22 protein-coding genes and 1 pseudogene are annotated in these 26773 nt (G+C 60.2%); 15 read left to right on the top strand and 8 right to left on the bottom strand.

All coding sequences use genetic code 11. From position 1 onward, the window contains the following. Positions 1–124: 124 nt before the first annotated feature. On the bottom strand, positions 125–610 hold the full coding sequence (locus AC3IUA_RS06800; RefSeq protein ID WP_150805144.1) for a YajQ family cyclic di-GMP-binding protein: 486 nt from the start codon (positions 608–610) through the stop codon (positions 125–127). A gap of 145 nt (positions 611–755) precedes the next feature. Between AC3IUA_RS06800 and AC3IUA_RS06795 the strand changes: the two genes are divergently transcribed. From AC3IUA_RS06795 to AC3IUA_RS06785, 3 genes are read left to right on the top strand one after another with little or no spacing between them, the layout of a single operon-like run. Then, positions 756–1673, top strand: a complete 918-nt coding sequence (locus AC3IUA_RS06795) for a putative 2-dehydropantoate 2-reductase (RefSeq protein ID WP_489359706.1) — start codon at positions 756–758, stop codon at positions 1671–1673. A gap of 45 nt (positions 1674–1718) precedes the next feature. Continuing rightward, positions 1719–3755 carry an ATP-binding protein gene (locus AC3IUA_RS06790; protein ID WP_489359705.1) on the top strand — a complete coding sequence of 679 codons (2037 nt, stop codon included), beginning with the start codon at positions 1719–1721 and terminating at the stop codon, positions 3753–3755. Between the two features lie 2 nt (positions 3756–3757). Further along, positions 3758–4339, top strand: coding sequence for a cob(I)yrinic acid a,c-diamide adenosyltransferase (locus AC3IUA_RS06785; protein WP_489359704.1), 582 nt, complete (start codon positions 3758–3760; stop codon positions 4337–4339). Positions 4340–4414: 75 nt separating this feature from the next. Here AC3IUA_RS06785 and AC3IUA_RS06780 read toward each other — a convergent pair whose 3' ends face one another. From AC3IUA_RS06780 to secA, 4 genes are all read right to left on the bottom strand, one after another. Continuing rightward, the gene (locus AC3IUA_RS06780; protein WP_489359703.1) at positions 4415–5359 is read right to left on the bottom strand and encodes a Nudix family hydrolase; all 945 of its coding nucleotides are present in this window, start codon (positions 5357–5359) and stop codon (positions 4415–4417) included. Beyond that, on the bottom strand, positions 5356–5988 hold the full coding sequence (locus AC3IUA_RS06775) for a glutathione S-transferase family protein (RefSeq protein ID WP_489359702.1): 633 nt from the start codon (positions 5986–5988) through the stop codon (positions 5356–5358). Before AC3IUA_RS06775 ends, AC3IUA_RS06780 begins: the two co-directional genes overlap by 4 nt. A gap of 191 nt (positions 5989–6179) precedes the next feature. Then, a complete protein-coding gene (gene argJ / locus AC3IUA_RS06770; RefSeq protein ID WP_489359701.1) occupies positions 6180–7397 on the bottom strand; it encodes a bifunctional glutamate N-acetyltransferase/amino-acid acetyltransferase ArgJ in 1218 nt (405 codons plus the stop codon). A gap of 117 nt (positions 7398–7514) precedes the next feature. Then, complete coding sequence (gene secA, locus AC3IUA_RS06765) at positions 7515–10250, bottom strand: preprotein translocase subunit SecA (RefSeq protein WP_489359700.1); 2736 nt, start codon at positions 10248–10250, stop codon at positions 7515–7517. A gap of 306 nt (positions 10251–10556) precedes the next feature. Between secA and AC3IUA_RS06760 the strand changes: the two genes are divergently transcribed. After that, complete coding sequence (locus tag AC3IUA_RS06760) at positions 10557–11012, top strand: DUF721 domain-containing protein (RefSeq protein ID WP_150642999.1); 456 nt, start codon at positions 10557–10559, stop codon at positions 11010–11012. A gap of 106 nt (positions 11013–11118) precedes the next feature. On the opposite strand, the gene AC3IUA_RS06755 is transcribed toward AC3IUA_RS06760, so the two are convergent. Further along, positions 11119–12606 (bottom strand): helicase HerA-like domain-containing protein, encoded by a 1488-nt coding sequence (locus AC3IUA_RS06755; RefSeq protein ID WP_489359699.1) that lies wholly within the window; start codon positions 12604–12606, stop codon positions 11119–11121. A 193-nt stretch (positions 12607–12799) separates the two neighbouring features. Between AC3IUA_RS06755 and AC3IUA_RS06750 the strand changes: the two are divergent. The 5 genes and pseudogenes from AC3IUA_RS06750 to gpgF form a co-directional block, all read left to right on the top strand. Beyond that, positions 12800–13831: pseudogene (locus AC3IUA_RS06750) on the top strand (HAMP domain-containing protein); the annotation flags it as partial. A 93-nt stretch (positions 13832–13924) separates the two neighbouring features. Further along, positions 13925–14689 carry a methyl-accepting chemotaxis protein gene (locus tag AC3IUA_RS06745; RefSeq protein WP_489362253.1) on the top strand — a complete coding sequence of 255 codons (765 nt, stop codon included), beginning with the start codon at positions 13925–13927 and terminating at the stop codon, positions 14687–14689. Positions 14690–14871: 182 nt separating this feature from the next. After that, positions 14872–15993, top strand: coding sequence for an N-acetylglucosaminyl phosphatidylglycerol synthase (gene gpgS / locus AC3IUA_RS06740; protein ID WP_489359698.1), 1122 nt, complete (start codon positions 14872–14874; stop codon positions 15991–15993). After that, complete coding sequence (gpgD, locus tag AC3IUA_RS06735) at positions 15986–16762, top strand: N-acetylglucosaminyl phosphatidylglycerol deacetylase (protein ID WP_489359697.1); 777 nt, start codon at positions 15986–15988, stop codon at positions 16760–16762. The genes gpgS and gpgD overlap by 8 nt, the downstream gene beginning before the upstream one ends. After that, complete coding sequence (gene gpgF / locus AC3IUA_RS06730) at positions 16759–17754, top strand: glucosaminyl phosphatidylglycerol flippase (protein ID WP_489359696.1); 996 nt, start codon at positions 16759–16761, stop codon at positions 17752–17754. Before gpgD ends, gpgF begins: the two co-directional genes overlap by 4 nt. Before the next feature lie 228 nt (positions 17755–17982). Here the strand turns inward: gpgF and purU are convergent, their stop codons facing one another. Next, positions 17983–18831, bottom strand: a complete 849-nt coding sequence (gene purU, locus AC3IUA_RS06725; protein WP_150805131.1) for a formyltetrahydrofolate deformylase — start codon at positions 18829–18831, stop codon at positions 17983–17985. Between the two features lie 349 nt (positions 18832–19180). Here purU and mvaT point away from each other — a divergent pair, with 349 nt between their 5' ends. Further along, positions 19181–19558, top strand: coding sequence for a histone-like nucleoid-structuring protein MvaT (gene mvaT, locus AC3IUA_RS06720; protein ID WP_150805129.1), 378 nt, complete (start codon positions 19181–19183; stop codon positions 19556–19558). A gap of 87 nt (positions 19559–19645) precedes the next feature. Here mvaT and sbcB read toward each other — a convergent pair whose 3' ends face one another. Next, the gene (gene sbcB / locus AC3IUA_RS06715) at positions 19646–21073 is read right to left on the bottom strand and encodes an exodeoxyribonuclease I (protein ID WP_489359695.1); all 1428 of its coding nucleotides are present in this window, start codon (positions 21071–21073) and stop codon (positions 19646–19648) included. A 180-nt stretch (positions 21074–21253) separates the two neighbouring features. Between sbcB and AC3IUA_RS06710 the strand changes: the two genes are divergently transcribed. Genes AC3IUA_RS06710 through AC3IUA_RS06690 form a run of 5 tightly spaced genes read left to right on the top strand, consistent with a single transcriptional unit; the run spans position 21254 to position 26660 of the window. After that, positions 21254–21979, top strand: coding sequence for an RDD family protein (locus tag AC3IUA_RS06710; protein WP_489359694.1), 726 nt, complete (start codon positions 21254–21256; stop codon positions 21977–21979). Then, on the top strand, positions 21976–22956 hold the full coding sequence (locus AC3IUA_RS06705) for a stage II sporulation protein M (RefSeq protein ID WP_489359693.1): 981 nt from the start codon (positions 21976–21978) through the stop codon (positions 22954–22956). The genes AC3IUA_RS06710 and AC3IUA_RS06705 overlap by 4 nt, the downstream gene beginning before the upstream one ends. Then, positions 22943–24481, top strand: a complete 1539-nt coding sequence (locus AC3IUA_RS06700; RefSeq protein WP_489359692.1) for a DUF4129 domain-containing protein — start codon at positions 22943–22945, stop codon at positions 24479–24481. The genes AC3IUA_RS06705 and AC3IUA_RS06700 overlap by 14 nt, the downstream gene beginning before the upstream one ends. Further along, positions 24478–25641 carry a DUF4350 domain-containing protein gene (locus AC3IUA_RS06695; RefSeq protein WP_489359691.1) on the top strand — a complete coding sequence of 388 codons (1164 nt, stop codon included), beginning with the start codon at positions 24478–24480 and terminating at the stop codon, positions 25639–25641. The genes AC3IUA_RS06700 and AC3IUA_RS06695 overlap by 4 nt, the downstream gene beginning before the upstream one ends. Continuing rightward, positions 25638–26660, top strand: a complete 1023-nt coding sequence (locus AC3IUA_RS06690) for an AAA family ATPase (protein ID WP_489359690.1) — start codon at positions 25638–25640, stop codon at positions 26658–26660. Before AC3IUA_RS06695 ends, AC3IUA_RS06690 begins: the two co-directional genes overlap by 4 nt. Positions 26661–26773: the final 113 nt, after the last annotated feature.

Here is a 26773-nt window from a genome sequence, read left to right as displayed (position 1 = left end):
TCTCCTGATTACCGGGTGCCCGGCTCGCGATACCGACCGGCAGAACGATTGAAACTAGTCGAGTTCAATCGATTCTGCCATTCAAAGGGCCTCGGACGCCGATAACGCCAAGAGGTTCCTGGAATCAGTCGCGGAAATTGTTGAACTGCAGCGGCAGGCCGAAGTCTTTGGCGCGCAGTGCGGCAATCGCGTCCTGCAAGTCATCACGCTTCTTGCCAGTGATCCGCACCTGCTCCCCCTGAATGGCCGCCTGCACCTTGAGCTTCGCGTCCTTGACATGAGCGACGATTTTCTTCGCCATCTCTTTATCAATACCTTCCTTGAGGGTGGCTTCCTGCTTCATCAATTTGCCGGAAGCATAAGCGTCCTTGAGCTCGAGGCACTGCACGTCGATCTTGCGTTTGACCAGCGCGAGCTTGAGAATTTCGATCATGGCTTCGAGCTGAAAATCCGCTTCAGCGGTCAGGTTGACGGCCAGGTCTTTTTCCTTGAACTCGAAGCTGCCCTTGCCTTTCAAGTCATAACGACGGTCGAGTTCCTTGACGGCGTTCTCGACCGCGTTGGTGACTTCGTGTTTGTCCAGTTCGGATACCACGTCGAACGACGGCATGTTATTTCTCCAATGTTAAAAGGGCGCCGCTCAATAGAGATGGAGCACGCCAGGCTTGCGGTTAAAATGCGGGCTCATTATAACGGGTCTTTCCACTCCTTCACTGCGAGCCTCACATGCACCTGCCAATCAAAGCAAAAAGCTGATGTCGACTACCTGGCACGTTCTTGGCGCAGGCAGCCTCGGCACCTTGTGGGCCACCCGTCTGGCCCGGGCAGGCTTGCCCGTCAGGCTGATACTGCGCGATCAGGCACGCTTGCAGGCCTACCGGGCAGCCGGAGGGCTCACGCTGGTGGAGCAAGGCCAGGCCCGGCTGCATGAGATCCCCGGCGAAACCGTCGACAATGCCGAGCCCATCGCCCGCTTGCTCGTCGCCTGCAAGGCCTACGATGCCGAAAAAGCAGTCGCCCGACTGGCGTCACGCCTGACGTCCGACGCCGAAGTGATTCTGTTGCAAAACGGCCTGGGCAGTCAGGACGCCGTCGCGGCGCGGGTTCCGCAGGCGCGCTGCATCTTCGCATCCAGCACCGAAGGGGCGTTTCGCGATGGCGACTGGCGCGTGGTGTTTGCCGGTCACGGGTACACCTGGCTCGGTGACGCCAGCCACCCCACCCCGCCAACCTGGCTGGATGACCTGCAGCAGAGCGGTATCGCTCACGAGTGGAGCGCGGATATTGTGACGCGGCTGTGGCGAAAACTCGCGCTCAATTGCGCGATCAATCCGCTCACCGTCCTCCACGATTGCCGCAATGGGGGCCTGCAACAGCATCACTGCGAGGTCGCGACCCTCTGCGCCGAACTGACAGAACTGCTGGAGCGCTGCGGGCAGCCGACAGCGGCGCTGGATCTGCAGCATGAAGTCGAGCGGGTGATTCGAGCGACCGCAACCAATTATTCATCGATGCACCAGGACGTCGCCAATGGTCGCAGAACCGAGATCAGCTACCTGCTGGGTCATGTCTGCACGGTTGCGTCCCGGCATCAACTGAATCTGCCCCACCTCAATCAACTGCAGCAGCGACTGATCGAGCACCTGCGCACACGCGGATTGCCCAGCGACTGAGCAGCGGCTACGCTGGCCACTTGTTCCTCTTTAGCGACGACCCCGATGCCATTGCGCCAGCGCCTTGAAAACCTGCCGGTCGGCCAGAAACTTCTCGCAGCCCTGCTGGTTCTGTTGATCACAGTGTTATTGGTCGCCAACCTGACGTTTATCAGCGCCGCCTACTGGATCTCCCAGGAGAGCATGGCACCACAGGCCCTGCAGACCATCGGCCGACTGATTTCCAATCCGGGCCTGGCGGCTCAGGCACTGGATTCGCCACAAAGCGCCGAAAAGCTGCTTAATGAGCTCAACAGCTATTCGCCGTTGCGCGCCGCAGCGGTGTATGACAGCAAAGGCGCGCGCCTGGCGCAATTGCAGAGCGGCGAGCCGCTCGAGTTGCCCAAGCGCTATCGACATATCGAAGCCTGGCAGATAACCGAATTTCGCAGCAATCAGCTGATCACTCTGCCGCGTCCCGGGCAGCCGCCGGGGCATTTGCTGCTGGTGGCCAGCAGCGAACTGCCGGTGGCTTTCTACACCGGCACCCTGACCGCCAGCCTGGGGATTCTGATCTTCAGTGTGCTGCTGTGGCTGGTGATCGCCCAGCAGATCAAACGCCTGATCACTCAGCCGATTCACCAACTCGAAGTGCTGTCCCGACAAGTAACCCGCGAGGAGAACTACGCTTTGCGCGCCTCTCGCGGTAACCATGACGAAATCGGCAGCCTCGCGGAAGCGTTCAACACCATGCTCTCGCGAATCGAAGCCCGTGAGCAGCAGCTCAAGCGTGCGCGGGACGATTCCCAGGCGGCGTATGACCAGGCCCAGGGCCTTGCCGAAGAGACCCGCCACACCAATCGCAAGCTGGAGCTGGAAGTCCAGGTACGAAGCAAGATCGAGAAAAAACTCACCGGGTTCCAGAACTACCTCAACAGCATCATCGACTCAATGCCCTCGGCGCTGATCGCGCTGGATGAACAGCTCTATGTCACCCAGTGGAATCAGGAAGCCAGCGCCCTGTCCGGAACCCGCCTGGACGAGGCCCTGAACCAGCCGATCTTCCTCGCCTTCGAACCGCTCAAACAGTTCCTGCCGCAACTCAAGGAGACCGTCGAGCAGCACACGGTGGCCAAGATCGAGCGAGTCACCTGGGTCAAGGACGATGAAGCCAGACATTACGCACTGACCTTCTACCCATTGATGGGGGGTGCCGGGCGTGGCGTGGTTATCCGTATCGATGACATCACCCAGCGCCTGTCCCTGGAAGAAATGATGGTGCAGTCGGAGAAAATGCTCTCGGTCGGCGGCCTTGCCGCCGGCATGGCCCACGAAATCAACAATCCGCTGGGGGCGATCCTGCACAACGTGCAGAACATTCGCCGTCGACTTTCTCCCGACCTGCCGAAAAACCTCGAACACGCCGAGCAGATAGGCGTCGAACTGCACACCGTCAACAGCTACCTGCAAAGCCGTGAAGTGCCACAGTTACTCGATGGCATTCAGCAGGCTGGCGCGCGGGCAGCAAAAATCGTTACCCACATGCTCAGTTTCAGCCGCCGCAGCAACCGCCAGATGGCGCCTTGCGACCTACCGGCGTTGATCGATCAGGCGGTGGAGATTGCCAGCAACGACTTTGATCTGGCCATCGGCTTCGATTTCAAGGGCCAGGCCATCACGCGCCAGTTCGACCCGCAGCTGGGCCCGGTTCCGGGTACCGCCAACGAATTGGAACAAGTGTTGCTCAACTTGCTGAAAAACGCTGCCCAGGCCATTCATCAGCGTGAAGACGATAGTGAGCCGGGGCGAATCATTTTGCGCACCCGCTTGAATCCGCCATGGGCGGAAATCCAGGTCGAGGACAATGGTATCGGCATGAGCGAAAGCGTGCGCAAACGGACCTTCGAACCCTTCTTCACCACTAAGGAAATCGGCCAGGGTACCGGGCTGGGCCTGTCGGTTTCCTATTTCATCATCACCAATAACCACAAGGGTCAGATGGAAGTGCAATCGACCCCGGGCCAGGGCACCTGTTTTACCTTGCGCCTGCCATTGGCGGGCAACCAGCTCGCCTCTCACGAACTCAGTCAAATGGAGAGATAAGCATGGGTTTTCGCTTGTCGAAAATTTACACACGCACCGGCGACAAAGGTGAAACCGGGCTAGGCGACGGACGTCGGGTGCCCAAGGATCACCCCCGGGTCGAGGCCATCGGTGAAGTCGATACCTTGAACAGCCAATTGGGCTTGTTGCTGGCCGGGTTGGCCGAGCACAGCCATGAGTGCCCAGGATTGGCCGAAGTGGTCGAAGTCCTGACACCCTGCCAGCATCGCTTGTTCGACCTGGGTGGTGAGTTGGCGATGCCGGTGTATCAGGCCCTCGACGCGGCTGAAGTCGAACGCCTGGAGGCGGCTATCGATCTGTGGAATGAAGAACTGGGGCCCTTGAAGAATTTCATCCTGCCCGGCGGTTCTGTGCTGATTGCCCAGGCCCATGTGTGTCGTAGCCTGGCCCGCAGTGCTGAACGGCGTTGCCAGCATTTGAATGCCGTCGAGCCGTTGCTCGGGGTGGGTCTGGCCTATATCAATCGGCTGTCGGACTTGCTGTTTGTTGCAGCGCGCTTGATCGCCAAGCGTCAGGGGGTGGCGGAGATACTTTGGGTGGCGGCAGTGAAGCCTGAGGTTTAGCAGGAAGACTTTTATCGCCAATGAGGCCGCCATCGCGAGCAGGCTCGCGATGGGGCCAGCAGCTACGCCACAGTATCAAGCCTCAGGCCAGAACGCCCGAATCCCCGCCACACCCTGCGCGCCGCTTTCCCAGGCACGCTGGCGTTCGGCCGGGCCGACTCCGCCGAGCAGAAACACCGGCCTGTTGAACCCGCTGATCAACTGACTCGCCTGATCCCAACCCAACGGCTGCGCATCCGGGTGAGTCTGGGTGGGTTGAACCGGCGACAGGGTGACGAAATCCACGCCCATCTCTTCGGCCAGGGCCAATTCCTCGGCATTGTGGCAGGAAGCGCCAAGCCAGCGCGATGCGGGCAGTGGCCGACCGGCGCTGGCGTACTTGCGCAATTGCGCGGCAGTCACGTGCCAACCGGCGGACGGGAAGTCTCCCAGCCACTCGAACGGGCCCTTGAGCATCAATTGCGCCTTGCCGGCACACAAGCCCGCCGCATCCACCGCCAGATCGCGGTATTTCGGGTCGTAGCCATTCGGTGCACGCAGTTGAATCAGCTTGATGCCACTGGCGATGGCTTTCTGAATACCCCGTAACAAGGCCGGTGTCTCCAGGCCCTCAGGGGTGATCAAGTATTCAGCGGGCAAACGCGCCGCCGCGACGATCGCCCGGTTGGCGGCCGGAAACTCATAGCCCCCCAGTTCCCGCGCCGTGACCCAGGCCAGGGGTTGGCCCTCGGCACCGTGAGGTTCACCGGTAAAAGCCGAGACCTCCCAGACGTCCAGCAATACCTGCTTGTCCGGATAGTCATGCTGAATCTTTATCAATGGTCGCGCGGCGCCAAGCACAATGCCCAACTCTTCCTGCAGCTCACGGGCCAGCGCCGTTTCCACCGCCTCATCGGCCTCGACCTTGCCGCCGGGAAACTCCCAGAGACCGCCCTGATGCTGAGTATCGGCACGTCGGGCGATCAGGATTTTGCCGTCTGCGCCGCGGATAACGGCTGCTGCCACATGTACTCGTTTCACCGCACTACTTCCTCTAAACCGGCCTTCTGCCAGGCCTTGAAGGCTGGCCATTGGTAAATTGTTTCGACATACGCCGCGTCGACCTCTGGCAACGCGACCTGATAGGTCCGCAGACGCACCGCAATCGGCGCGAAAAAGGCGTCTGCCAGACTGACCCGGCCGAACAGAAAAGGTCCCTGCTCAGTAGCCGCGGCACGGCACTCTGCCCACAGCGCCAACATGCGTTCGATATCAGCCTGCACTGCAGGTGGCATCGGCGACAACGGGGCATCGTGGCTCAGGTCGAACGGCATGTTGCCGCGCATCGCGAAAAAACCACTGTGCATCTGTGCGCAAGCGGAACGTGCCTGGGCACGCGCGGCGATGTCGCGCGGCCACATATCGGCCTCGGGAAAACGTTCGACCAGGTACTCGGCGATCGCCAGCGAGTCGGCAATGGTGCCGTGCTCGGTTTTCAGCAATGGAACCTTGCCGGTCGACGAATGTTTGAGAATTAATGGGTGGGTGTCCGGCTGATTCAATTTGATCAGCTCTTCGGTGTAGCTCGCTCCTGCCAACTCCAGCGCCAGTGCGCCGCGCAGGGACCAGGAGGAATAGAGTTTGTCGCCGATGATCAGGTGGAAGCTCATATTTTGGCGCCTTTTCGTAAGGGGAACAGGCCAGAATCTTTAGAGTCTGGTCGTCCGTCTTCGCGAGCAAGTCGGATCGCCGCACCGCCGCTCCCACATTGACCCTTGTCGTACACAAATACTGTGTTCAGTGAAGATCTACTGTGGGAGCGGGTTCGCTCGCGAATGGGGCGACTCGGTCTGGATCCTGGTTACGTACGGTACTCGGCGTTGATCTTCACGTACTCGTGGGACAGGTCGGTGGTCCAGATGGTTTCACTGCAATTACCGCGGCCCAATTCGATACGAATGCTGATCTCTTCCCGCTGCATCACCGCCGCGCCCTGGGCTTCGGTGTAGGTCGCCGCACGCGCGCCACGGCTGGCAATGCACACCTCGCCGAGGAACACGTCGATCTTGCTCACATCCAGGTTCGGCACGCCGGCACGGCCGACGGCGGCAAGGATACGCCCCCAGTTCGGATCGGAAGCGAACAGCGCGGTCTTGATCAGTGGCGAGTGAGCCACGGTGTAACCGACGTCCAGGCACTCCTGATGAGTGCCACCGCCGTTCACCTCAACCGTGACGAACTTGGTCGCGCCTTCGCCGTCACGGACGATAGCCTGAGCCACTTCCATGCAGACTTCGAACACTGCCTGTTTCAGCGCAGCGAACAGCGGACCATCGGCGGAGGTGATTTCCGGCAGCGCGGCCTTGCCAGTAGCGATCAGCATGCAGCAATCGTTGGTCGAAGTATCGCCGTCGATGGTGATGCGGTTGAACGACTTGTTGGCGCCGTCCAGCAGCAGGTTCTGCAACACTTCGCGGGAGACTTTGGCATCGGTCGCAATGTAGCCGAGCATGGTCGCCATGTTCGGGCGGATCATCCCTGCGCCTTTACTGATGCCCGTGACAGTGACGGTCACGCCGTCGTGCTGGAACTGTCGGCTCGCGCCCTTGGGCAGGGTGTCGGTGGTCATGATCCCGGTGGCGGCCGCGGCCCAATTGTCCACGGACAAATCATCGAGGGCAGCCTGCAAGGCACCTTCGATTTTCTCGACCGGCAACGGTTCGCCAATCACCCCCGTGGAATACGGCAGCACCAGGCTGGCGTCGACACCGGTCAACTCGGCCAGTTTGGCGCAGGTGCGCTCGGCGGCGGCCAGGCCCGGTTCACCGGTACCGGCGTTGGCATTGCCGGTATTGGTCAACAGGTAACGCACCGGACCTTGCACGCGTTGTTTGGCGAGGATCACCGGAGCTGCGCAGAACGCGTTCAGGGTGAACACGCCCGCGACCGTGGAGCCTTCGGCACAGCGCATGACCACAACATCCTTGCGCCCCGGGCGCTTGATGCCAGCCGAGGCGATACCGAGTTCAAAACCGGCAACCGGGTGCAACGTTGGCAAAGGACCAAGACCAACAGCCATGAATGCGCTCCTAAGTAAGATGTCTGCGCCGCCCTCAGTGGACGGTGTTTTCAATGGTAAAACGCCGCGACGGCTAGGCCGGTCGCGGCGCGGGTATTTCAGCTTCTGAAACGGGTATCAGTTGATTTGCCCGTGACAGTGCTTGAACTTCTTGCCCGAACCGCAGTAGCACAGTTCGTTGCGGCCCAGCTTCTGTTCATTGCGCACCGGAGCGGTGGCGAGGGCCACATCGACCTCTTCACCCAGAACTTCCGGTTGCTCCAGGCCTGGTGCCTCATCGTGCTGGAACTGCATGCGTTGAGCCAGTGCTTCGGCTTCCTGACGCAGGCGCGCTTCTTCTTCGATCGGATCTTCGCGGCGAACCTGAACGTGAGACAACACACGGATCGAATCGCGCTTGATCGAATCCAGCAGTTCGGAGAACAGGGTGAAGGACTCTCGCTTGTATTCCTGCTTCGGATTTTTTTGCGCATAGCCGCGCAAATGGATGCCGTGACGCAGGTGATCCATGGTCGACAGGTGATCTTTCCACAGGTCATCCAGCACGCGCAGAACGATTTGTTTCTCGAAGCTGCGCAGTGCTTCGGCACTCGCTTGCTCTTCTTTCTCGTTGTAGGCGGCCAACAGCTCGGTCATCAGCTTCTCGCGAAGGGTTTCTTCGTAGAGATGATCGTCTTCGTCGAGCCATTGCTGGATCGGCAGTTTCACCCCGAAGTCGCTCAGCAGAGCAGCTTCCAGGCCGGGCACGTCCCACTGCTCGGGCAGCGACTGAGGAGGAATGTGCGCGCTGACCGTGGCGTTGAGTACGTCCTGACGGAAGTCGGCAATGGTTTCACCGATGTTGTCAGCGGCCAACAAGCTGTTACGCATGTGATAGATCACTTTACGTTGTTCGTTGTTGACGTCGTCGAACTCAAGCAGCTGTTTACGAATGTCGAAGTTGCGGCCTTCAACCTTGCGCTGGGCCTTCTCGATGGCGTTGGTCACCATGCGGTGCTCGATCGCTTCGCCGGACTGCATGCCCAGGGCTTTCATGAAGTTCTTCACCCGGTCCGAGGCGAAGATGCGCATCAGGCTGTCTTCCAGCGACAGGTAGAAACGGCTGGAACCGGCGTCACCCTGACGACCGGCACGACCGCGCAGCTGGTTATCGATACGACGCGATTCGTGACGCTCAGAGGCGATCACCTGCAAGCCGCCCGATTCGAGCACTTGCTGATGACGTTTCTGCCAGTCGGCCTTGATCTGGGCGATCAGCTCAGGAGTCGGACTTTCCAGGGAGGCCACTTCGACTTCCCAGTTACCGCCCAACAGGATGTCGGTACCACGACCGGCCATGTTGGTGGCGATGGTCAGCGCACCCGGGCGACCGGCCTGGGCGATGATCTCGGCTTCTTTTTCGTGGAACTTGGCGTTCAGAACCTTGTGTTCGATGCCTTCCTTCTGCAGCAGACCGGACATATGCTCGGAGGTTTCGATGGTCGCGGTACCCACCAGCACCGGACGGCCCTGAGTCATGCATTCCTTGATGTCCGTGATGATGGCGGCGTACTTCTCTTCCGCCGTCAGGAACACCAGGTCGTTGTAGTCTTTACGCGCCAGCGGCTTGTTCGGTGGAATGACCATCACCGCCAGACCGTAGATCTGGTGGAACTCGAACGCTTCGGTGTCGGCAGTACCGGTCATGCCGGACAGCTTGTTATAGAGACGGAAGTAGTTCTGGAAGGTGGTCGAGGCCAGGGTCTGGCTTTCGGCCTGAATGTTCAGACCTTCCTTGGCTTCGATGGCCTGGTGCAGGCCTTCGGACAGACGACGACCCGGCATGGTACGACCGGTGTGTTCGTCGACCAGAACGACCTGACCGTCCTGAACGATATATTCGACGTTGCGATTGAACAGTTTGTGAGCGCGCAGACCGGCATAAACGTGGGTCAGCAGACCGAGGTTGTGCGCCGAATACAGGCTCTCGCCTTCAGCCAGCAAGCCAACGCGGGTCAGCATATCTTCGATGAACTGGTGACCGGCTTCGTTCAGCTCGACCTGACGGGTCTTCTCGTCGACGGTGTAGTGGCCAGCCTTGGTGACTTCGCCTTCCACTTCTTCAACGTGCAGTTCAAGCTGCGGGATCAGTTTGTTGATCTCGATATAGAGCCTGGAGCTGTCTTCGGCCTGACCGGAAATGATCAGCGGGGTACGGGCTTCGTCGATCAGGATCGAGTCGACTTCGTCGATTACGGCAAAATTGAGCTCACGCTGGAATTTTTCTTCCATGCTGAAAGCCATGTTGTCGCGCAGGTAGTCGAAACCGAATTCGTTGTTGGTGCCGTAGGTGATGTCGGCAGCATAGGCCGCACGCTTCTCTTCCGGCGGCTGGAATGGCGTGACCACGCCGACCGACATACCGAGGAATTCGTAGAGCGGACGCATCCAGTTGGCGTCACGACGAGCCAGGTAGTCGTTCACGGTTACAACGTGAACGCCCTTGTCGGACAGCGCGTTCAGGTAAACCGCCAGTGTCGCCACCAGGGTCTTGCCTTCACCGGTGCGCATTTCAGCGATCATGCCTTCATGCAAGGTCATGCCGCCGATCAATTGCACGTCGAAGTGGCGCATGCCCATGACACGCTTACCGGCTTCCCGGGCAACCGCAAAGGCTTCAGGGAGCAGCTTGTCGAGGGTCTCACCTTTGGCTATGCGGGCCTTGAACTCGTCGGTCTTGGCGCGCAGTTGCTCATCCGAAAGAGCCACCATTTGCTCTTCGAAGGCATTGACGATCTGTACCGTCTTGAGCATGCGTTTGACTTCGCGCTCGTTCTTGCTTCCAAAAAGTTTCTTTAACAAAGGCGCAAACATATCGGCAGGTTCTTCCACACATAGGGATGGAGGGCGGCCCCGTGAGTCGCCCGAGCAGCCCTCATGGCCGCATGCGAACGAGCATTCTACCCGGAAACGATGGAGAGGAAAGTGGCGTTATTCCACGATGCTGGCACAGCGCTGTGACGGGGCTCTCTTAAAATAAGGGCATTTTGCTGAACTTCAACCCATTCGGACTAGAAGTTACCCATTGATTTAATGGGTAAACCGTCTGCAAAGCAATGGGTCAGGCGCTTGCGGTGCTTTCTGCTACCATGGCGGCTCTGTTACTTCAGGTGTCTGATCATGGCATTTCGCCCACTTACGGCCAAAGCACCCGCCGTGTTGCTTCGCGAAGCCAAGCCTTTAAAAGCCATCTTCAGCCACGCTCAACGTTTGGCGCATTTACAGCGTTTGCTTGAAAGCCAACTGCAGCCTGCCGCCCGTGAACATTGTCACGTGGCGTCCTGGCGTGAAGGCAGTTTACTGCTGATCGTCACCGACGGCCACTGGGCGACCCGGCTGCGCTATCAGCAAAAACGTTTGCAGCGCCAACTGCAGATGTTCGACGAATTTTCCAGCCTGACGCGGATTCTGTTCAAGGTTCAGCCTCCCACTGTGCAACAAGGCGCAGTCGGCCACACCATGGACCTGTCGACCATTGCCGCGCAAACCATTCAGGCCACCGCCGACGGCATTACCGACCCCAACCTGCGCGCCGCGCTGGAGCGCCTGGCCAGTCACGCCAAGCCGCGCAGCTAAGGTCTCGAACAACAATCAAGATCAAAAGATCGCAGGCTGCGCCAGCTCCTACAAGGACCGCGCATGCCGTAGGAGCTGCCGAAGGCTGCGATCTTTTGCCTTTTAGCTAGCGGCGCTTGCTGCCACCCAACAACGAGCCCATCAACCCACGAACCAATTGCCGGCCCAGCTGATTGGCCGCCTGGCGCATGGCTGACTTCAACGCCTGCCCGGCCGCGGTGCCGAGAAATTCACCGGCCTTGTCAGTAAAGCTCGGCTCTTCAGCCACCGGTTTGCCTGGCACGGCTTCAGGCTCCGGAGCCAAGCCTTTGCGACCCATCAGCACTTCATAGGCCGAGTCACGGTCGATCGGTTTGTCATAACGCCCGACCAACGGCGAGCTGGCGATCAGGGCCGCACGTTCGGCAGCGGTCAATGGTCCGATTCGCGATTGTGGCGGTGCCACCAGCACCCGCTGGACCATGGCCGGCGTGCCCTTTTCCTGCAAGGTGCCGACCAGGGCCTCGCCAATGCCCAGTTCCGTCAGCACCGCCAACGCATCGAACGCCGGGTTCGGACGGAAGCCCTCGGCCACCGCCCGCAGGGATTTCTGCTCCTTGGCAGTGAACGCCCGCAGCCCGTGCTGAATGCGCAAGCCCAACTGAGCCAGCACGTCGTCCGGCAGGTCGCCCGGGGATTGGGTGACGAAATACACGCCGACCCCTTTGGACCGGATCAAGCGCACAACCTGCTCCAAACGTTCCTGCAAGGCCTTGGGCGTGCCGGCGAACAACAAATGCGCTTCATCGAAGAACAGCGCCAGCAGCGGTTTTTCCGCATCGCCGCGCTCCGGCAGTTGCTCGAACAACTCAGCCAGCAACCACAGCAGGAAGGTCGCATAAACCTTCGGCGCCTCATGCACCAGGCGGCTGGCGTCGAGCAGATGGATGCGCCCGCGGCCGTCACTGGCAGGCTGCAGAATGTCTTCGAGTTGCAACGCCGGCTCGCCGAACAAGGCTTCGGCGCCCTGCTGCTCCAGCGTCGCGAGGCGCCGCATCAGTGCCTGGCTGGAGCCGGTGGTCATCAGCGCCGCATCGTCGCCGAGCAACTCGGGATTGTCCTTGAGGTGGTTAAGCAGCGCCTTGAGGTCTTTCAAGTCCAGCAGCAACAGCCCTTCGCGGTCGGCCACTTTGAAGGCAGCGTAAAGGGCCGACTGCTGACTGTCGGTCAGCTCCAGCAAACTGCCGAGCAGCAAGGGGCCCATTTCACTCAAGGTAGTGCGCAGCGGATGACCGGACTGCCCCTGGATGTCCCACAGGGTGACCGGATAGGCCTGTGGTCGGTGATCGAGCCAAGGCATCCCGGCGATCCGTTCGGCGACTTTGCCTTGAGGATTGCCGGCAACCCCCAGACCGCACAAATCGCCTTTGATATCGGCGGCGAACACCGCCACGCCGGCATCGCTGAAGGCTTCGGCCAGCCGTTGCAGGGTTACGGTTTTCCCCGTCCCGGTAGCACCTGCCACCAGGCCGTGACGGTTCGCCAGGCGCATGGCCTGGGCAATCGGCTGGCTCTGGAGGTCAGCACCGATAACGAGTTGCGATGTGTCAGGCATTTTGTCACCCATGGTTAATCTTTAGGCCTGCATGGTCGATATAGCAAAGCGAGAGACCAGAAAAGACTGAAAACGAAGTCAGATAATTCCCTAAGGAGAGATGGAAATATCAGCTTACTTTCACCTTTGCCCATTTTGCGCGTTTTTAAACTGCGCGCCCTGGACATTAAGACCTTAGCGGACACTACAAGCCATGAACAAAAATCTGCGCTTCAGCCATAAAATCCTGCTTGCCGCCGCCCTGATTGTTATTGCTGCCTTCGCCTCCTTCACGCTGTACAACGACTATCTGCAGCGTAATGCGATTCGCCAGGACCTGGACAATTACCTGCATGAAATGGGCGATGTAACGGCCGGCAATATTCAAACCTGGCTGGCCGGGCGCATTCTGCTGATCGAGAACCTTGCCCAGAACATTGCCATCAATCCGGACCAGCCTGGCGTCGCCAGCCTGCTCGAGCAAAAAGCCCTGACGTCAACGTTCATGGCCTCCTATCTGGGCGATGCCAGTGGCAGCTTCACCATCCGCCCGGACGCGAAAATGCCCGACGGTTTCGACCCGCGTGTTCGTCCCTGGTACAAAGGTGCCGAAAACAGCGGCAGCTCGACACTGACCGAACCCTATATAGATGCAGCCACCGGCCAACTGATTATCTCCATCGCCACCGCCTCGAAAAAAGCCGGGCAAAACGTCGGCGTGGTGGGCGGCGACCTGAGCCTGCAAACCCTGATCCAGACCCTCGACGCGCTGGACTTCGATGGCCTGGGTTATGCCTTTCTGGTCAGCGGCGACGGCAAAATCCTGGTACACCCGGACAAAACCCTGGTGATGAAAACCCTGAGCGACGTGTATCCGCGGAACACGCCACGCATCAACAGCGACTTCAGTGAAGTCGAGGTCGATGGCAAGACCCGCATCGTGACCTTCACCCCGATCAAGGGCCTGCCTTCGGTCAACTGGTACATCGGCCTGTCCGCGGACAAAGACAAGGCGTTCTCGATGCTCAGCGAGTTCCGCGCCTCGGCGATCGTCGCCACCGTGATTGCCGTGGCGATCATCATCGCCCTGCTGGGCATGCTGATCCGGATCCTGCTGCAACCCCTGCATGTGATGACCCGCGCAATGCAGGACATTGCCGACGGCGAAGGTGATCTGACCCGACGCCTGACGATCCAGAACCAGGACGAGTTCGGCATTCTCGGCACCGCCTTCAACCGCTTCGTCGAGCGGATTCACACCTCGATCCGCGAAGTGGCGTCGGCTACCGGCCAAGTCAACGAAGTGGCCTTGCGCGTGGTGAGCGCTTCCAATTCGTCGATGTTCAACTCCGACCAGCAGGCCACGCGCACCAGCAGCGTCGCCGCGGCGATCAATCAACTGGGCGCCGCCGCCCAGGAAATAGCCCAGAACGCCGCCCTCGCCTCGCAGCACTCCAGCGACGCCCGCGGCCTGGCCGAAGACGGCCAGCTAGTGGTCGACAGAAGCATTAAAGCGATGAATCAGTTGTCCACCATGCTCAGTGCTTCGAGCACCAACATCGAATCGCTTAACAGCAAGACAGTGAACATCGGGCAGATTCTCGAAGTGATCACCAGCATCTCGCAACAGACCAACCTGCTGGCGCTTAACGCGGCGATCGAAGCCGCGCGAGCCGGTGAAGCCGGTCGCGGCTTTGCGGTGGTCGCCGATGAAGTGCGCAACCTGGCGCATCGCACCCAAGAGTCGGCGCAACAGGTGCAGACCATGATCGAAGAGCTGCAGGTCGGGGCTCGCGAGTCGGTCGGGACCATGAGCGAAAGCCAGCGCCATAGTCAGGACAGCGTGGAAATCGCCAACCTCGCCGGTGAGCGCCTGAACAGCGTGACCCAGCGCATTGGTGAGATCGACGGGATGAACCAGTCGGTGGCCACCGCCACCGAGGAACAGACTGCCGTGGTCGAATCGATCAACGTCGACATCACCGAGATCAACACCCTCAACCAGGAAGGCGTCGAGAACCTGCAGTCGACCTTGCGCGCCTGCGCGGACCTTGAACAGCAGGCGGCGCGGCTGAAACAACTGGTGGGCAGTTTCCGGATCTGACGTCGATCACAATAACTTGTGGCGAGGGAGCAAGCTCCCTCGCCACAAGTTACCCGCCAGACCAGGGATTTCCGTTAACTGACAGCCCCCGCACCCTCTTCCATAGACCTCCCCCGCCATTCCTCCACCGAACATCTATTCTTCATTAAGGTCAACCCTATGGAGTACAACGGATAGGAGGGATGCTCATCGTGCATATCGCTGACATAACCATGTTCTACGCCCCTGCCAGCGGTGGCGTGCGCACTTATCTGGATGCCAAACACCGTCGCCTGGGACGTCAGCCAGGAATCCGTCACAGCTTGCTGATCCCCGGGGCGGGTCTGAGCGAGCAGGACGGTATTTACACAGTTCCCGCTCCCGCCGTGCCCTTTGGCAAAGGCTACCGCTTCCCCTGGCGTCTGGCTCCCTGGCGCAATGTCCTGCGCGCCTTGCAACCCGACCTGATTGAAGTCGGCGATCCGTACCTCACCGCCTGGGCCGCCCTTGACGCTCGCCGTCAACTGGACGTGCCGGTGATCGGCTTTTATCACTCCGATCTACCCCTGCTGGCGAGCAACCGCATGGGCAACTGGTGCATGCCGAATGTCGAAGCTTATATCCGCAAGCTCTATGGCAATTTCGATCGGGTATTGGCACCCAGCCAGATCATGGCTGACAAGCTGACCGGATTAGGGGTGAAGAACGTCTTTGTGCAGCCCCTGGGTGTGGACCTGCAAACCTTCAACCCCAGCGCCCGCGACCCGGCTTTGCGCACTGAACTGGGAATTTGCGAAGACACCCGTCTGCTGATCTTTGCCGGCCGCGGTTCCAAGGAAAAGAACCTGCAGGTGCTACTCAATTGCATGAAAATCCTCGGGGAGGGTTATCACCTGCTGCTGGTCGGCTCATCGATGCCCGCCGTGGTACCGGACAACGTCACAGTAATCGACCAATTCTGCCCGGCTCAACAGGTCGCGCGGTTGATGGCCAGTTCTGATGCGCTGATCCACGCCGGCGATCAGGAAACCTTCGGCCTGGTCATCCTTGAAGCCATGGCCAGCGCAATTCCAGTGGTCGCCGTGGCGGCCGGGGCGTTCAAGGAAATCATTCCCCGGGACTGCGGCCTGCTCTGTACCCCGGACAGCCCGCAGGCGATGGCCAATGCCGTGCGTGACCTGTTCGCTCAGGGCAGCACTCGCCTGGGTTTGCAGGCTCGACAGCATGTCGAACAGCATTACGACTGGGACGCAGTAGTCAACAGCCTGTTGGGGCACTATCGCGCCGTGCTTGGCAACCAGCCGCCGCTGCTGGCCCATGGTTGAGCCTGTGTACGCCCGCAGCGTATTACTGGTGCTGCATGACGTCGCGCCGCAAACCTGGGCGGATTATCAGCCGTTCGTCAAAGCGGTCGATGCGCTGGGCAATGTGCCGATGACCTGGCTGGTGGTGCCCGACTTCCACAAGCACAATGCACTGGCCGCCCACCCGGATTTTCGCCGCCTGCTGGGCAGTCGCCTGGCCCGGGGCGACGAACTGGCGCTGCACGGGTATTTCCACTGCGACGACAGCCCTCCTGCGCATAATCCCAAGGATTGGTTCATGCGGCGCATCTATACCCATGAGGGCGAGTTCTATGGCTTGTCGCAAAATGCCGCCCTCGCCCGCCTGCACGCCGGAATCGAATTATTCCAGCGCTACCACTGGCCGCTGCGGGGTTTTATCGCTCCGGCCTGGCTGATGAGCCAAGGCACGCGTCAGGCGCTGCGTCAGGTACCGCTCGCCTATACCAGTGACTCGCAACATCTCTACCGCCTGCCGGACTTTACACCGGTCGATGCTCCCGGGCTGGTCTGGAGTTCACGCAGCGCCTGGCGCCGTCGCCTGTCGAAAGCACTCAGCGAGCAACGCGAACAGCGATGGCGGCAAGCACCGGTGATTCGCCTCGGCGTGCACCCCATGGACCTGCGTCACGAGTTTTCTCGCAATTACTGGCTGCAGACTCTCAAGCGTTTGCTGGCCGAGGGTCGCGTGCCAATGACCAAGGCCAACTGGCTGGCGACGCAGGCCAAGCTCGCCCGGGGTGCCGCATGATCAGGGCGATCTGGCTGGTCGTAGCCTTGTTGGCGGCGGTGCTGATTCCGCTGCTGCTCGGTGGTAGCGATATGTGGCTGCGCATGCAGCGTTTCCCGCTTGCGCTGCTGCTGACTATGCTGGGCATGATTGTGCTGTGCTGGGTGCTCAACTCATTTCGCCTGCGTCTGTTGCTGGGGGAGCACCGCGGCCGGATCGGACGCCTGAAAAGCCTCGGGGTGGTGATGTCCACCGAGTTTGCCTACTGCGCCACACCCGGTGGCAGTGGCGGCCCTCTGACCCTGATGGCCCTGCTGGCGCGCAACGGCGTGCGTCCGGCCCATGGCAGCGCGGTATTTGCCATGGACCAGTTGAGTGATCTGCTGTTCTTTCTCTGCGCGGTGATCGGGATTCTGTTCTACGCACTGTTCCAGAACCTCAGTCAGCGCATGGAATGGATGCTCGCCCTGAGTGCCATCTCACTGTTTGCCGGCCTGTGCAGCTGCCTGATTCTGGCGCGTTTCCACCGTTCATTGATCCTCTTCTGCGGCCGCGTGCTCAACCGCCTGAACGTCAAAGCGCTGACCCGCCGACGCTGGGCGCGCAAACTGCTGCTGTTTCTGGCGGCCTTCAGTGTCACGCTCAAGCTGCCGTGGCAAACCCTCGTCCAGGTATTTGCCCTGACCTGCCTGCATTGGCTTCTACGCTACAGCGTGCTGTACCTGGTTTTACAAGGGTTAGGCGCAGACCTGCAATGGGCCTGGAGCTTTCTGATCCAGATGCTCGCGCTGAGCGCCGGGCAATTGAGCCTGATACCCGGCGGCGCAGGCGCGGCGGAACTCACCTCGGCAGCGTTGCTGGCGCCCATGGTGGGTAAGTCGACTGCGGCGGCAGCGATTCTGATCTGGCGGGCCGTGACCTACTATTTCTACCTGCTGGCAGGCGGGCCGGTGTTTCTGCTGATGGTCGGACGCCCCTTGTTGCACAAGCTGATGAAACTCAAACAGGCGTAGGAGCTGCCGCCAGGCTGCGATCTTTTCGGGGGCGCCGCAAAGGCAGGATCAAAAGATCGCAGCCTCGCAGGCTCGGCAGCTCCTACAGGGGATTGTGTGCACCCACCCCATTGCGCGTGTACCCGGTCGGCGTAGGGGCTGCCGCCAGGCTGCGATTTTTTCGGGCCCGCCGCAAAGGCAGGATCAAAAGATCGCAGCCTCGCAGGCTCGGCAGTTCCTACACACCCGTCAGAACACCACGGTCTTGTTGCCATGCACCAGCACCCGGTCTTCCAGGTGGTAGCGCAGGCCACGAGCCAGCACCATCTTCTCGACGTCACGACCGAAACGCACCATGTCTTCGATGCTGTCGCTGTGGCTGACCCGGACCACGTCCTGTTCGATGATCGGCCCGGCATCCAGCTCTTCGGTTACATAGTGGCAGGTTGCGCCAATCAGCTTCACGCCACGCATCGAAGCCTGATGGTAGGGCTTGGCACCGACGAACGATGGCAGGAAGCTGTGATGGATGTTGATGACTTTATGCGCATATTCCCGGCACAACTCGGGCGGCAGGATCTGCATGTAACGGGCAAGTACCACGACTTCGGCGTCATGCTGCTTGACCAGGCGCGAGACCTCGGCAAATGCCGGTTCTTTATCCTGCGGATTCACCGGCACGTGGTAATACGGGATGCCGTGCCACTCGACCATGCTGCGCAGGTCGTTGTGGTTGGAGATCACGCAGGAAATTTCGCAGTCCAACTCGTCGCTGTGCCAGCGGTGCAGCAAGTCGGCCAGGCAATGGGACTCACGGCTGGCCATCAGCACCACGCGCTTTTTCTGCTCGGTGTCAGTAATGCGCCAGACCATGGAGAACGCTTCGGCAATCGGCGCAAAGGCCTCGCGAAAAGCCTCAAGCCCGAAGGGCAGCGAATCGGCACGAATCTCGTGACGCATGAAGAACCAACCACTTTGATTGTCCGAGTGATGGCTCGCTTCGGTGATCCAGCCGTTATGAGACGCCAGAAAGTTACTGACTTTAGCAACGATGCCGACGCGGTCCGGGCAAGCAATCACCAGCCGAAAAGTGCGCATGAGGGGGAGACTCCAGAACTTCGCAAAGGCGGCCATTCTAGCCATTGTGCGGCAAAACTGCAGTATTCCTGACGCATTGATCACACGTCCGGTCAGACCTCGAACGCCGACCTTCAACGTCTTTCGTTACGCGAAACCCCACGAGTGTCTTTCCCACAAATTGCGCAAGGTTTCTAATGTGAATATCTGTAATGAATCCATCAGTTTATTTAACTGACACTCGGAATTCTTGCAAACTCTGTACTTAAATTAAATAAAAGTCCGCTTTAATGTTTACTTGCTGAAACCGTCTGACTATTATTGCGACACTGTAACCGTGTCATCCAGTGCCCAACATAAGGTAGTCCCCATGTCCTTGATCAACGAATACCGCGCCACCGAAGAAGCTATCAAAGAGCTGCAAGCCCGTTTGAAGAATCTGTCCCAAGACGACAAACTGCAAACCGAGCTGGAATTCGAAGGCAAACTGCGCACCCTGATGGGCGAATACTCCAAATCCCTGCGCGACATCATTGCTCTGCTGGATCCAGAATCCAAAACCAGCAAAACTCCACGTGGCGCCGTGAAAACTACTGGCACCAAACGTGCTCGCAAGGTTAAACAATACAAAAACCCGCACAATGGCGAAGTCATTGAAACCAAAGGTGGCAACCACAAGACTCTGAAAGAGTGGAAAGCCAAGTGGGGCGGTGACGTGGTTGAAGGCTGGGCTACCCTGCTGGGCTAAGCAACAGCCGTCGCAGAGCACTTTGTGACGATCAAGAAAACGCCAGCCCGCTGGCGTTTTTTTATGCCTGACATTCAGTGATTGAACTCAAAGGCTCAAACGTTTGCGTAACGCCTGTGCATAATCGTTCCACTCATCGAGTACCTGACGCTGCCCCACTGTCGCCGTGGCCAGGCCTTGCGCCGTGGCTTGATCAAAAGTATCCAGAGTATTCGGAGCGCCGCATTCAGGATCGATCAAACGTTGCTGACAGAATAATCGCCAGCGTTCTTGCTCCTGGACATTCAAGGTGTCTGGAAAGTTACGAGCACGGTAGCGGAATAATAATTCCGGCAGGCGCTCATCATCGAACGGCCATTGCTCTTGCGCTAATTGGGCAGGGTCGGCGGTCCTGACTTGCTCGCATAACCGGCGATCGCGGTCTCCAATAAAGCCATCGTATAACTGTTGCTCAGGGTCCAGGCAGGGGACAAATTCCTCGCTGGTATAAATCGTCAGGATTTTATCTCGCCAAAGTTCTTGTGCGTCAGTTAGCCGCAGCGCTCTAGCCTGATACTGTGCCATGTCCAATTGCAGGCGCTGCTGATCTTCGGCGCGTAAAACAGACAACGGCGCCACCACCGGACAACGGTTGATATGGATCAACTTGAGCGGAACGGGCAACTCGCCTTGTATCAGATCGTCGTGGCGAGCATACAACCGTTGACGCAAGGTTTCGGCGTCCTGATCCAGTAACCCCTGGGGATCGAGATGCAGATCACAAACGATCAAGGCATTACGGTTACGCGGATGCCAGGCCAGCGGCAAAACCACGCCCACATAGTGCCGGGCAGCGGAAAAGCGCCCCGAGATATGCACCATCGGCTGCAGCAGCTTTATCTGCTCCATGACCTTTTGCTTGCTGCGCAACTGGAACAGCCAGTCATACAACTTCGGCTGTTTGTCGCGGATCAACCGCGCCAGCGCAATGGTCGCCCGCACATCGGACAAGGCATCGTGGGCCTGGCCATGGTCGATGCCGTTGGCGGCAGTCAGGCGTTCGAGCTTGAGTGTGACGCGGCCGTCCTCTTCGGGCCAGACAATGCCTTGCGGACGCAACGCATACGCGGTGCGCACCACATCGATAAGATCCCAGCGACTGTTACCGCCCTGCCACTCGCGGGCATAAGGGTCGAAAAAATTCCGGTACAGACTATAGCGGGTCACTTCGTCGTCGAAGCGCAGGGTGTTGTAGCCCGCCCCGCAAGTCCCGGGTGCCGCCAGTTGTGCATGAACCCGGGTCATGAACTCGGCTTCGCTCAGGCCTTGCTCGGCCAGGCGGCTCGGGGTAATGCCGGTAATCATGCTGGCCACCGGGTGCGGCAGGATATCGTCGCTCGGCTGGCAGTAGAGATTGACTGGCTCGCCTATCTCATTGAGCCTGGCATCGGTGCGGATCCCTGCCACTTGCAACGCACGGTCGCAGCGTGGGTTGATGCCGGTGGTTTCATAGTCGTACCAGAAGATGGAGGTCACGGGCTATTCCTGATCTAAAGACCGGCAAAGTCTAGGCGCTCACAGGTTGGCCCGACCAGCGCTGTGTGCATTCAATCCTTATTCGCGGCATTGTTTGTTACATAGTTATGTCGTTTATCCCTCGGTCACTGCTAGCATCGGCTCAGTATTGACCCACAACCAACACCCACCAAGTTGCCCATGCTCCAGACTTCAGCACTGCCACGGAACGCGCCGCTGCACCCGCCACTGGATACCCGGTACCAGGTCGAGACGCCAGAAGGCATCGACCTGCCACTGCGTCCAGCCGGGCTGATGCCGCGAACGCTGGCCTTCGCCATCGACCTGGGGATTCGCGGGCTGATCCTTGCCCTGCTGTTTATTGCCCTGGGGTTTCTCGGAGAACTTGGCATCGGCCTGGGCTCGATCCTGCTGTTCCTGCTCAGCTGGTGGTACATGGTGCTGTTCGAAGTGCTCAATCAGGGCCGCTCGCCGGGCAAACAACTGATGGGGTTGCGGGTTGTCCATGACGACGGCACGCCCATCGGCTGGAGCGCCTCGCTGACCCGTAACCTGCTGCGGTTTGTCGATATGCTGCCGTTCGGTTACTTCCTCGGCGCCCTCAGTTGCCTGCAACATCCTGCCTTCAAGCGTCTTGGCGACCTGGCAGCCGGCACGCTGGTGATCTACCGCGAACAGCCGATAACCCGCCCGCACCTGCCCCTCGCGCAACCGCTGCGGCCGCCCTTTATCCTCAATCTGGATGAACAGCGCGCGGTATTGAGTTTTGCCGAACGCCAGGGCGAGCTCTCCGATGAACGAGTCAACGAGCTGGCAGCCATCCTCGCCCAGCCGCTGCAAGTCTCTGCGCCACGCGCCGTCGCCGAACTCAACGGCATCGCCCGCGGCTTGCTGGGGCCGCCATGAAGCAAAGCCTGTTCGAAAGCCGCCATCAAGCCCAGTGGGATCAATTTGCCCGACGCCTGGAACAGCTGGAAAGTGGCAAGGCGCAGGCCGCTGACTGCAGCGACTTCCCCAGGGACTACCGGCGCCTTTGCCAGCACCTGGCCCTGGCCCAGGAACGCGGCTACAGCAGTTTCCTGATTGATCCGCTGCAACAGCTCGCATTAAGGGGTCATCAGCAACTTTATCGGCGCCGCGGACAGTTGGGCGCCGATACCCTGAGTTTCATCCTGGCTGGCTTCCCACGACTGGTCCGTGAGCAATGGCCTTTCGTAGTGGTGGCCGGCCTGTTGTTTTTTGGCAGTCTGTTGGGCATCGGCCTTCTGGTTTTTCTGTTCCCGGAGCTGGTCTACAGCCTGGTCTCCAGCGAGCAGCTGGCCAACCTGCAAAGCATGTACGATCCCGCCGCCGCCCATCTCGGGCGTACTGCCGAGCGCGCTTCCAGTGAAGACTGGGTGATGTTCGGCTACTACATCATGCATAACATCGGCATCGCCTTTCAGACCTTCGCCAGCGGTTTGCTGTTCGGCCTGGGCAGCGTGTTTTTCCTGTTCTTCAATGGCCTGATGATCGGTGCCGTCGCCGGTCACCTGACGCACATCGGCTATGGGGACACCTTCTGGTCCTTCGTCATCGGCCATGGCGCCTTCGAGCTCAGCGCCATTGCCCTGGCCGGTGCCGCCGGCCTGCAACTGGGCTGGGCATTGATCGCGCCAGGGCGTCTGCCGCGCGGTGAAGCCTTGCGGCTGGCAGCGCGCAAGAGCGTGCAGTTGATCTGCGGGGTAATGCTGTTTTTGCTGATTGCGGCCTTTATAGAAGCCTATTGGTCGTCCATGACCGAGCCCACGCCACTGATCAAATACCTGGTGGGCGCACTCCTCTGGCTGCTGATGGCGGCTTACCTGTTGTTTGCCGGACGTACGCCCCATGCGCCTGAGTGATGCCAGCGTGGTCATCCGCCCGCGCACCCGCTGGGAAGCCATGGACCTGGGCGTACTGCTCAGCCAGCAACACCGACGCCTGCTGATGACCAGTTGGGCGATCATCACCCTGCCAGTCTTCGCGCTGCTCAGCCTGCTGCTATGGGACTCGCCCAATCTCGCCCTGCTGCTGTTCTGGTGGCTGAAACCGGCGTTCGATCGTTTGCCGCTGCATATCCTTTCCAAAGCCCTGTTCGGTGAAACCCCAACGTTGAAACAGGCATTGGGCCAGTGGCCGCGCCTGCTCAAACCGCAACTGCTGGCCAGCCTGACCTGGCGCCGCCTGAGCCTGAGCCGCAGTTTCATCATGCCGGTGGTGCAGCTGGAGGGGCTGAGCGGGCAGGCGCGACAGCAACGGTTGCTGGTGTTGCAACAACGCAATAGCGGCGCGGCACGCTGGCTGACGGTAATCGGCGTGCACCTGGAGATCGCCTGGTGGATCGGGCTGATGGTGCTGTTCTATCTGCTCCTGCCGCAACAGGTCGAGCTGGACTGGAGCTGGCAGGCATTGATTACCGCGGCCACGCAGGACTGGCTGTGGCTGGAACACCTGATCAATGCCCTCTACGTGTTGGTGCTGATCGTCTGGGAACCTATCTATGTCGCCTGCGGCTTCAGCCTGTACCTCAATCGGCGCACCGTGCTCGAAGCCTGGGACATCGAACTGATCTTCCGTCGTCTGCGCCAACGTTTGAGTAACGTCGCCGTGACCTTGATGCTGGCCGGGCTGATGCTGATTCCCATGGCACCGCCGGCCTGGGCCGCTGAAGCGCCCAACGGCCCGGACAGTCCGCGTTTGCTTGACCAATCGCTGACCAGCCAGGCTTCCAGGGACAGCATCGAAGCCATACTCGAAAAACCGCCGTTCCAGCATCCGCAAACCGTTACCCGCTATCGCTTCGGCGAAGACTCGCCAGAGCAGACCCGCGACGTACAAGCGCCGCAATGGTTGAAAGCACTGTTGGGGATGTTCGATAGCCAGGGTTTAGGCTCCTTGGCCAAGGTCATAGAGATTCTGCTGTGGGCGTGCATTACCGGTGGCATTGCCTTGCTGCTCTGGCATTATCGCGAGTGGTTACAAACTTTTGTCAGTCGCCGCCCGGTGCTGCGCAACCGGATCGCTCGCCCAGCCCCCGAGCAACTGTTCGGCCTGGATGTCAGCCTCGACACCCTGCCCGCCGATGTCGCCGCCAGCGCCGAACGCCTCTGGCCAACGCAACCTCGTGAAGCGCTTGGCCTGCTTTATCGGGCGTTGCTCAGCCGTCTGCTGCATGATTTTGACCTTCCGCTGAAAGCCGCCGATACCGAAGGCCAGGTGCTGGAGCGCATCCAGCAGCTGCAACATCCAGCCCTGCAAGCCTTCAGCAAAAACCTCACCCTGCACTGGCAGAACCTGGCTTACGGTCATCGATTGCCACCTGCGCATTTGCACCAGGAACTCTGTGATGCCTGGCGCGAGCTGTTCGACTCGGGGGCGACCCGATGAATCGGCGACTGCTGTTGCTCGTCGGCGTGCTCATCAGCGGTTTACTGATAGCACTCGGCGCCTGGCTCTACCTGAACGCCAAGCCGTATCAGGAAGTGATCGATCACGGCCCCTCTCCCGAGGCCGTGGCCAATCCGTACCTGGCCGCCGAACACTTTCTGCGCCAGCAAGGTTTGCAGGTCGCCCACGCCAACAGCCTGGATATCCTGCCGACTCTGGAGCCGCGTCAACAAAGCCTGCTATTGCTGGGCGAAAGGTCGAACATGAGCCCGCGCCAGGCCGATCAGCTGCTGAACTGGGCCCGGGCCGGCGGGCGCTTGCTGTTTGTCGCCGAAGCACTGTGGGATGAAGAGACGGGCCGCAGTGGAGATCTGCTGCTCGACCGCCTGCAACTGCGCCAATACCTGAGCAAAGACCTGAAACAGCCGTCGTCCAAAGCCGCCAAAGGCCCCCATCCCAAGCTGACCAAACTCTATCTGGAAGACGAAGACGCGCCGGCCTACGCCAGTTTCGACACCGACTTTCATCTCGAAGACCCGAACAACCTCACCCAGGCCTGGGCCAACAGTGCCTTGGCCACCCATATGATGCAGCTGAATTATGGCCTCGGCTCTATCACCGTGGTCACCGACGCCGAACTCTGGAAAACCCCGAACATCGGCCGCTACGACAATGCCTGGCTGCTCTGGTACCTGAGTTCGGACACCCGCGTGACGCTGCTCTTCAACATCGCCCACGACAACCTGCCGACCTTGCTGCTGCGCTATTTCCCACAAGCCCTGATCGCGCTCGCAGCCCTGGCCGGCCTGGGGATCTGGCACGTCGCGATGCGTCGCGGCCCGCTGCAAGCACCAGCGCCCAAGGCCCGCCGACAACTTCAGGAACACTTGCGCGCCAGCGCCGATTTCCTGCTGCGGCGCAGCGGTCAACGCAGCCTGTTACAGACGTTGCAACAAGACCTCCTGCGCCGCGCCCGACACCGCCATCCCGGTTTTGAACGACTCGGCGTTGCCGAACAATGGCAGGTGCTCGCGCGCCTGACCGGCCAACCCACCCGTGCCATCAGCCAGGCCCTCGCCCCACGGCCAAAACAGCGGCTTTCCAGCGCCGACTTCAGCCGTCAGGTGGCCCAGCTGCAAACCCTCAGGAATGCCCTATGAGCGAACAACCGACGGATGCGGGCCAGATCGAGCCCGTCAGCACCCAGGCCCATATCGCCCAGCAGCGTCAGCGGGCCAGCCAACTGGCTCAGGCGGTGCGCGAGGAACTGCGCAAAGCCGTGATCGGCCAGGATGCAGTGATCGATGACGTGCTCACCGCCTTGATTGCCGGCGGCCATGTGCTGCTCGAAGGCGTGCCGGGGCTGGGCAAGACCTTGTTGGTGCGCGCCCTGGCCCGCTGCTTTGGCGGTGAATTCGCACGCATCCAGTTCACCCCGGATTTGATGCCCAGCGACGTCACCGGCCATGCGGTGTATGACATGCAGACCGAGCAGTTCAAGCTGCGCAAAGGTCCGCTGTTCACCAACCTGCTGCTGGCCGACGAGATCAACCGCGCCCCGGCAAAAACCCAGGCAGCGTTGCTCGAAGCCATGCAGGAACGCCAGGTCACCCTCGAAGGCCGGGCGTTGCCGATCGGCCAGCCGTTCATGGTACTCGCCACGCAAAACCCGATTGAACAGGAAGGCACCTACCCGCTGCCGGAAGCCGAGCTCGACCGTTTCATGCTCAAAGTGCGCATGGACTACCCCGACGCCGAGCAGGAGTTGGACATGGTCCGCCAGGTCAGTCGCTCGACCAGGGCCGACATGCTCGACGTTCAACCGCTGCGCACTGTGCTGCAAGCCAAGGACGTGCCGGCCTTGCAACGCATCGCCAGCGACCTGCCGCTGGACGAACAGGTACTCGACTACGCCGTGCGCATCGCCCGCACCACTCGCAGCTGGCCTGGCCTGATCCTCGGCGCCGGTCCGCGCGCCTCGATTGCCCTGGTACGCGGCGCACGAGCCAGGGCCTTGTTGCGCGGCGGTGAGTTCGTCACCCCGGATGACATCAAAGGCTGTGCCCTGGCCGTGCTGCGTCACCGCGTGCGGATCGCGCCGGAGCTGGATATCGAAGGGCTGGAGGTGGATCAAGTGCTCAAGCAACTGCTCGATCAAGTCCCGGCGCCACGGTTGTGAATACGTTCATGATGAATCGGCGGTGCGCTCAAAAAAATCGCAGCCTGCGGCAGCTCCTACGGGATTTGCGTACACCTGCGGTATCACGGTTGCACACGGTCGGCGTAGGAGCT

It is taken from the genome of Pseudomonas sp. KH_050, assembly GCF_057838875.1.
Note: the sequence above shows the minus strand (reverse complement) of the source record. Positions and strands in the feature narration are given on the sequence as shown.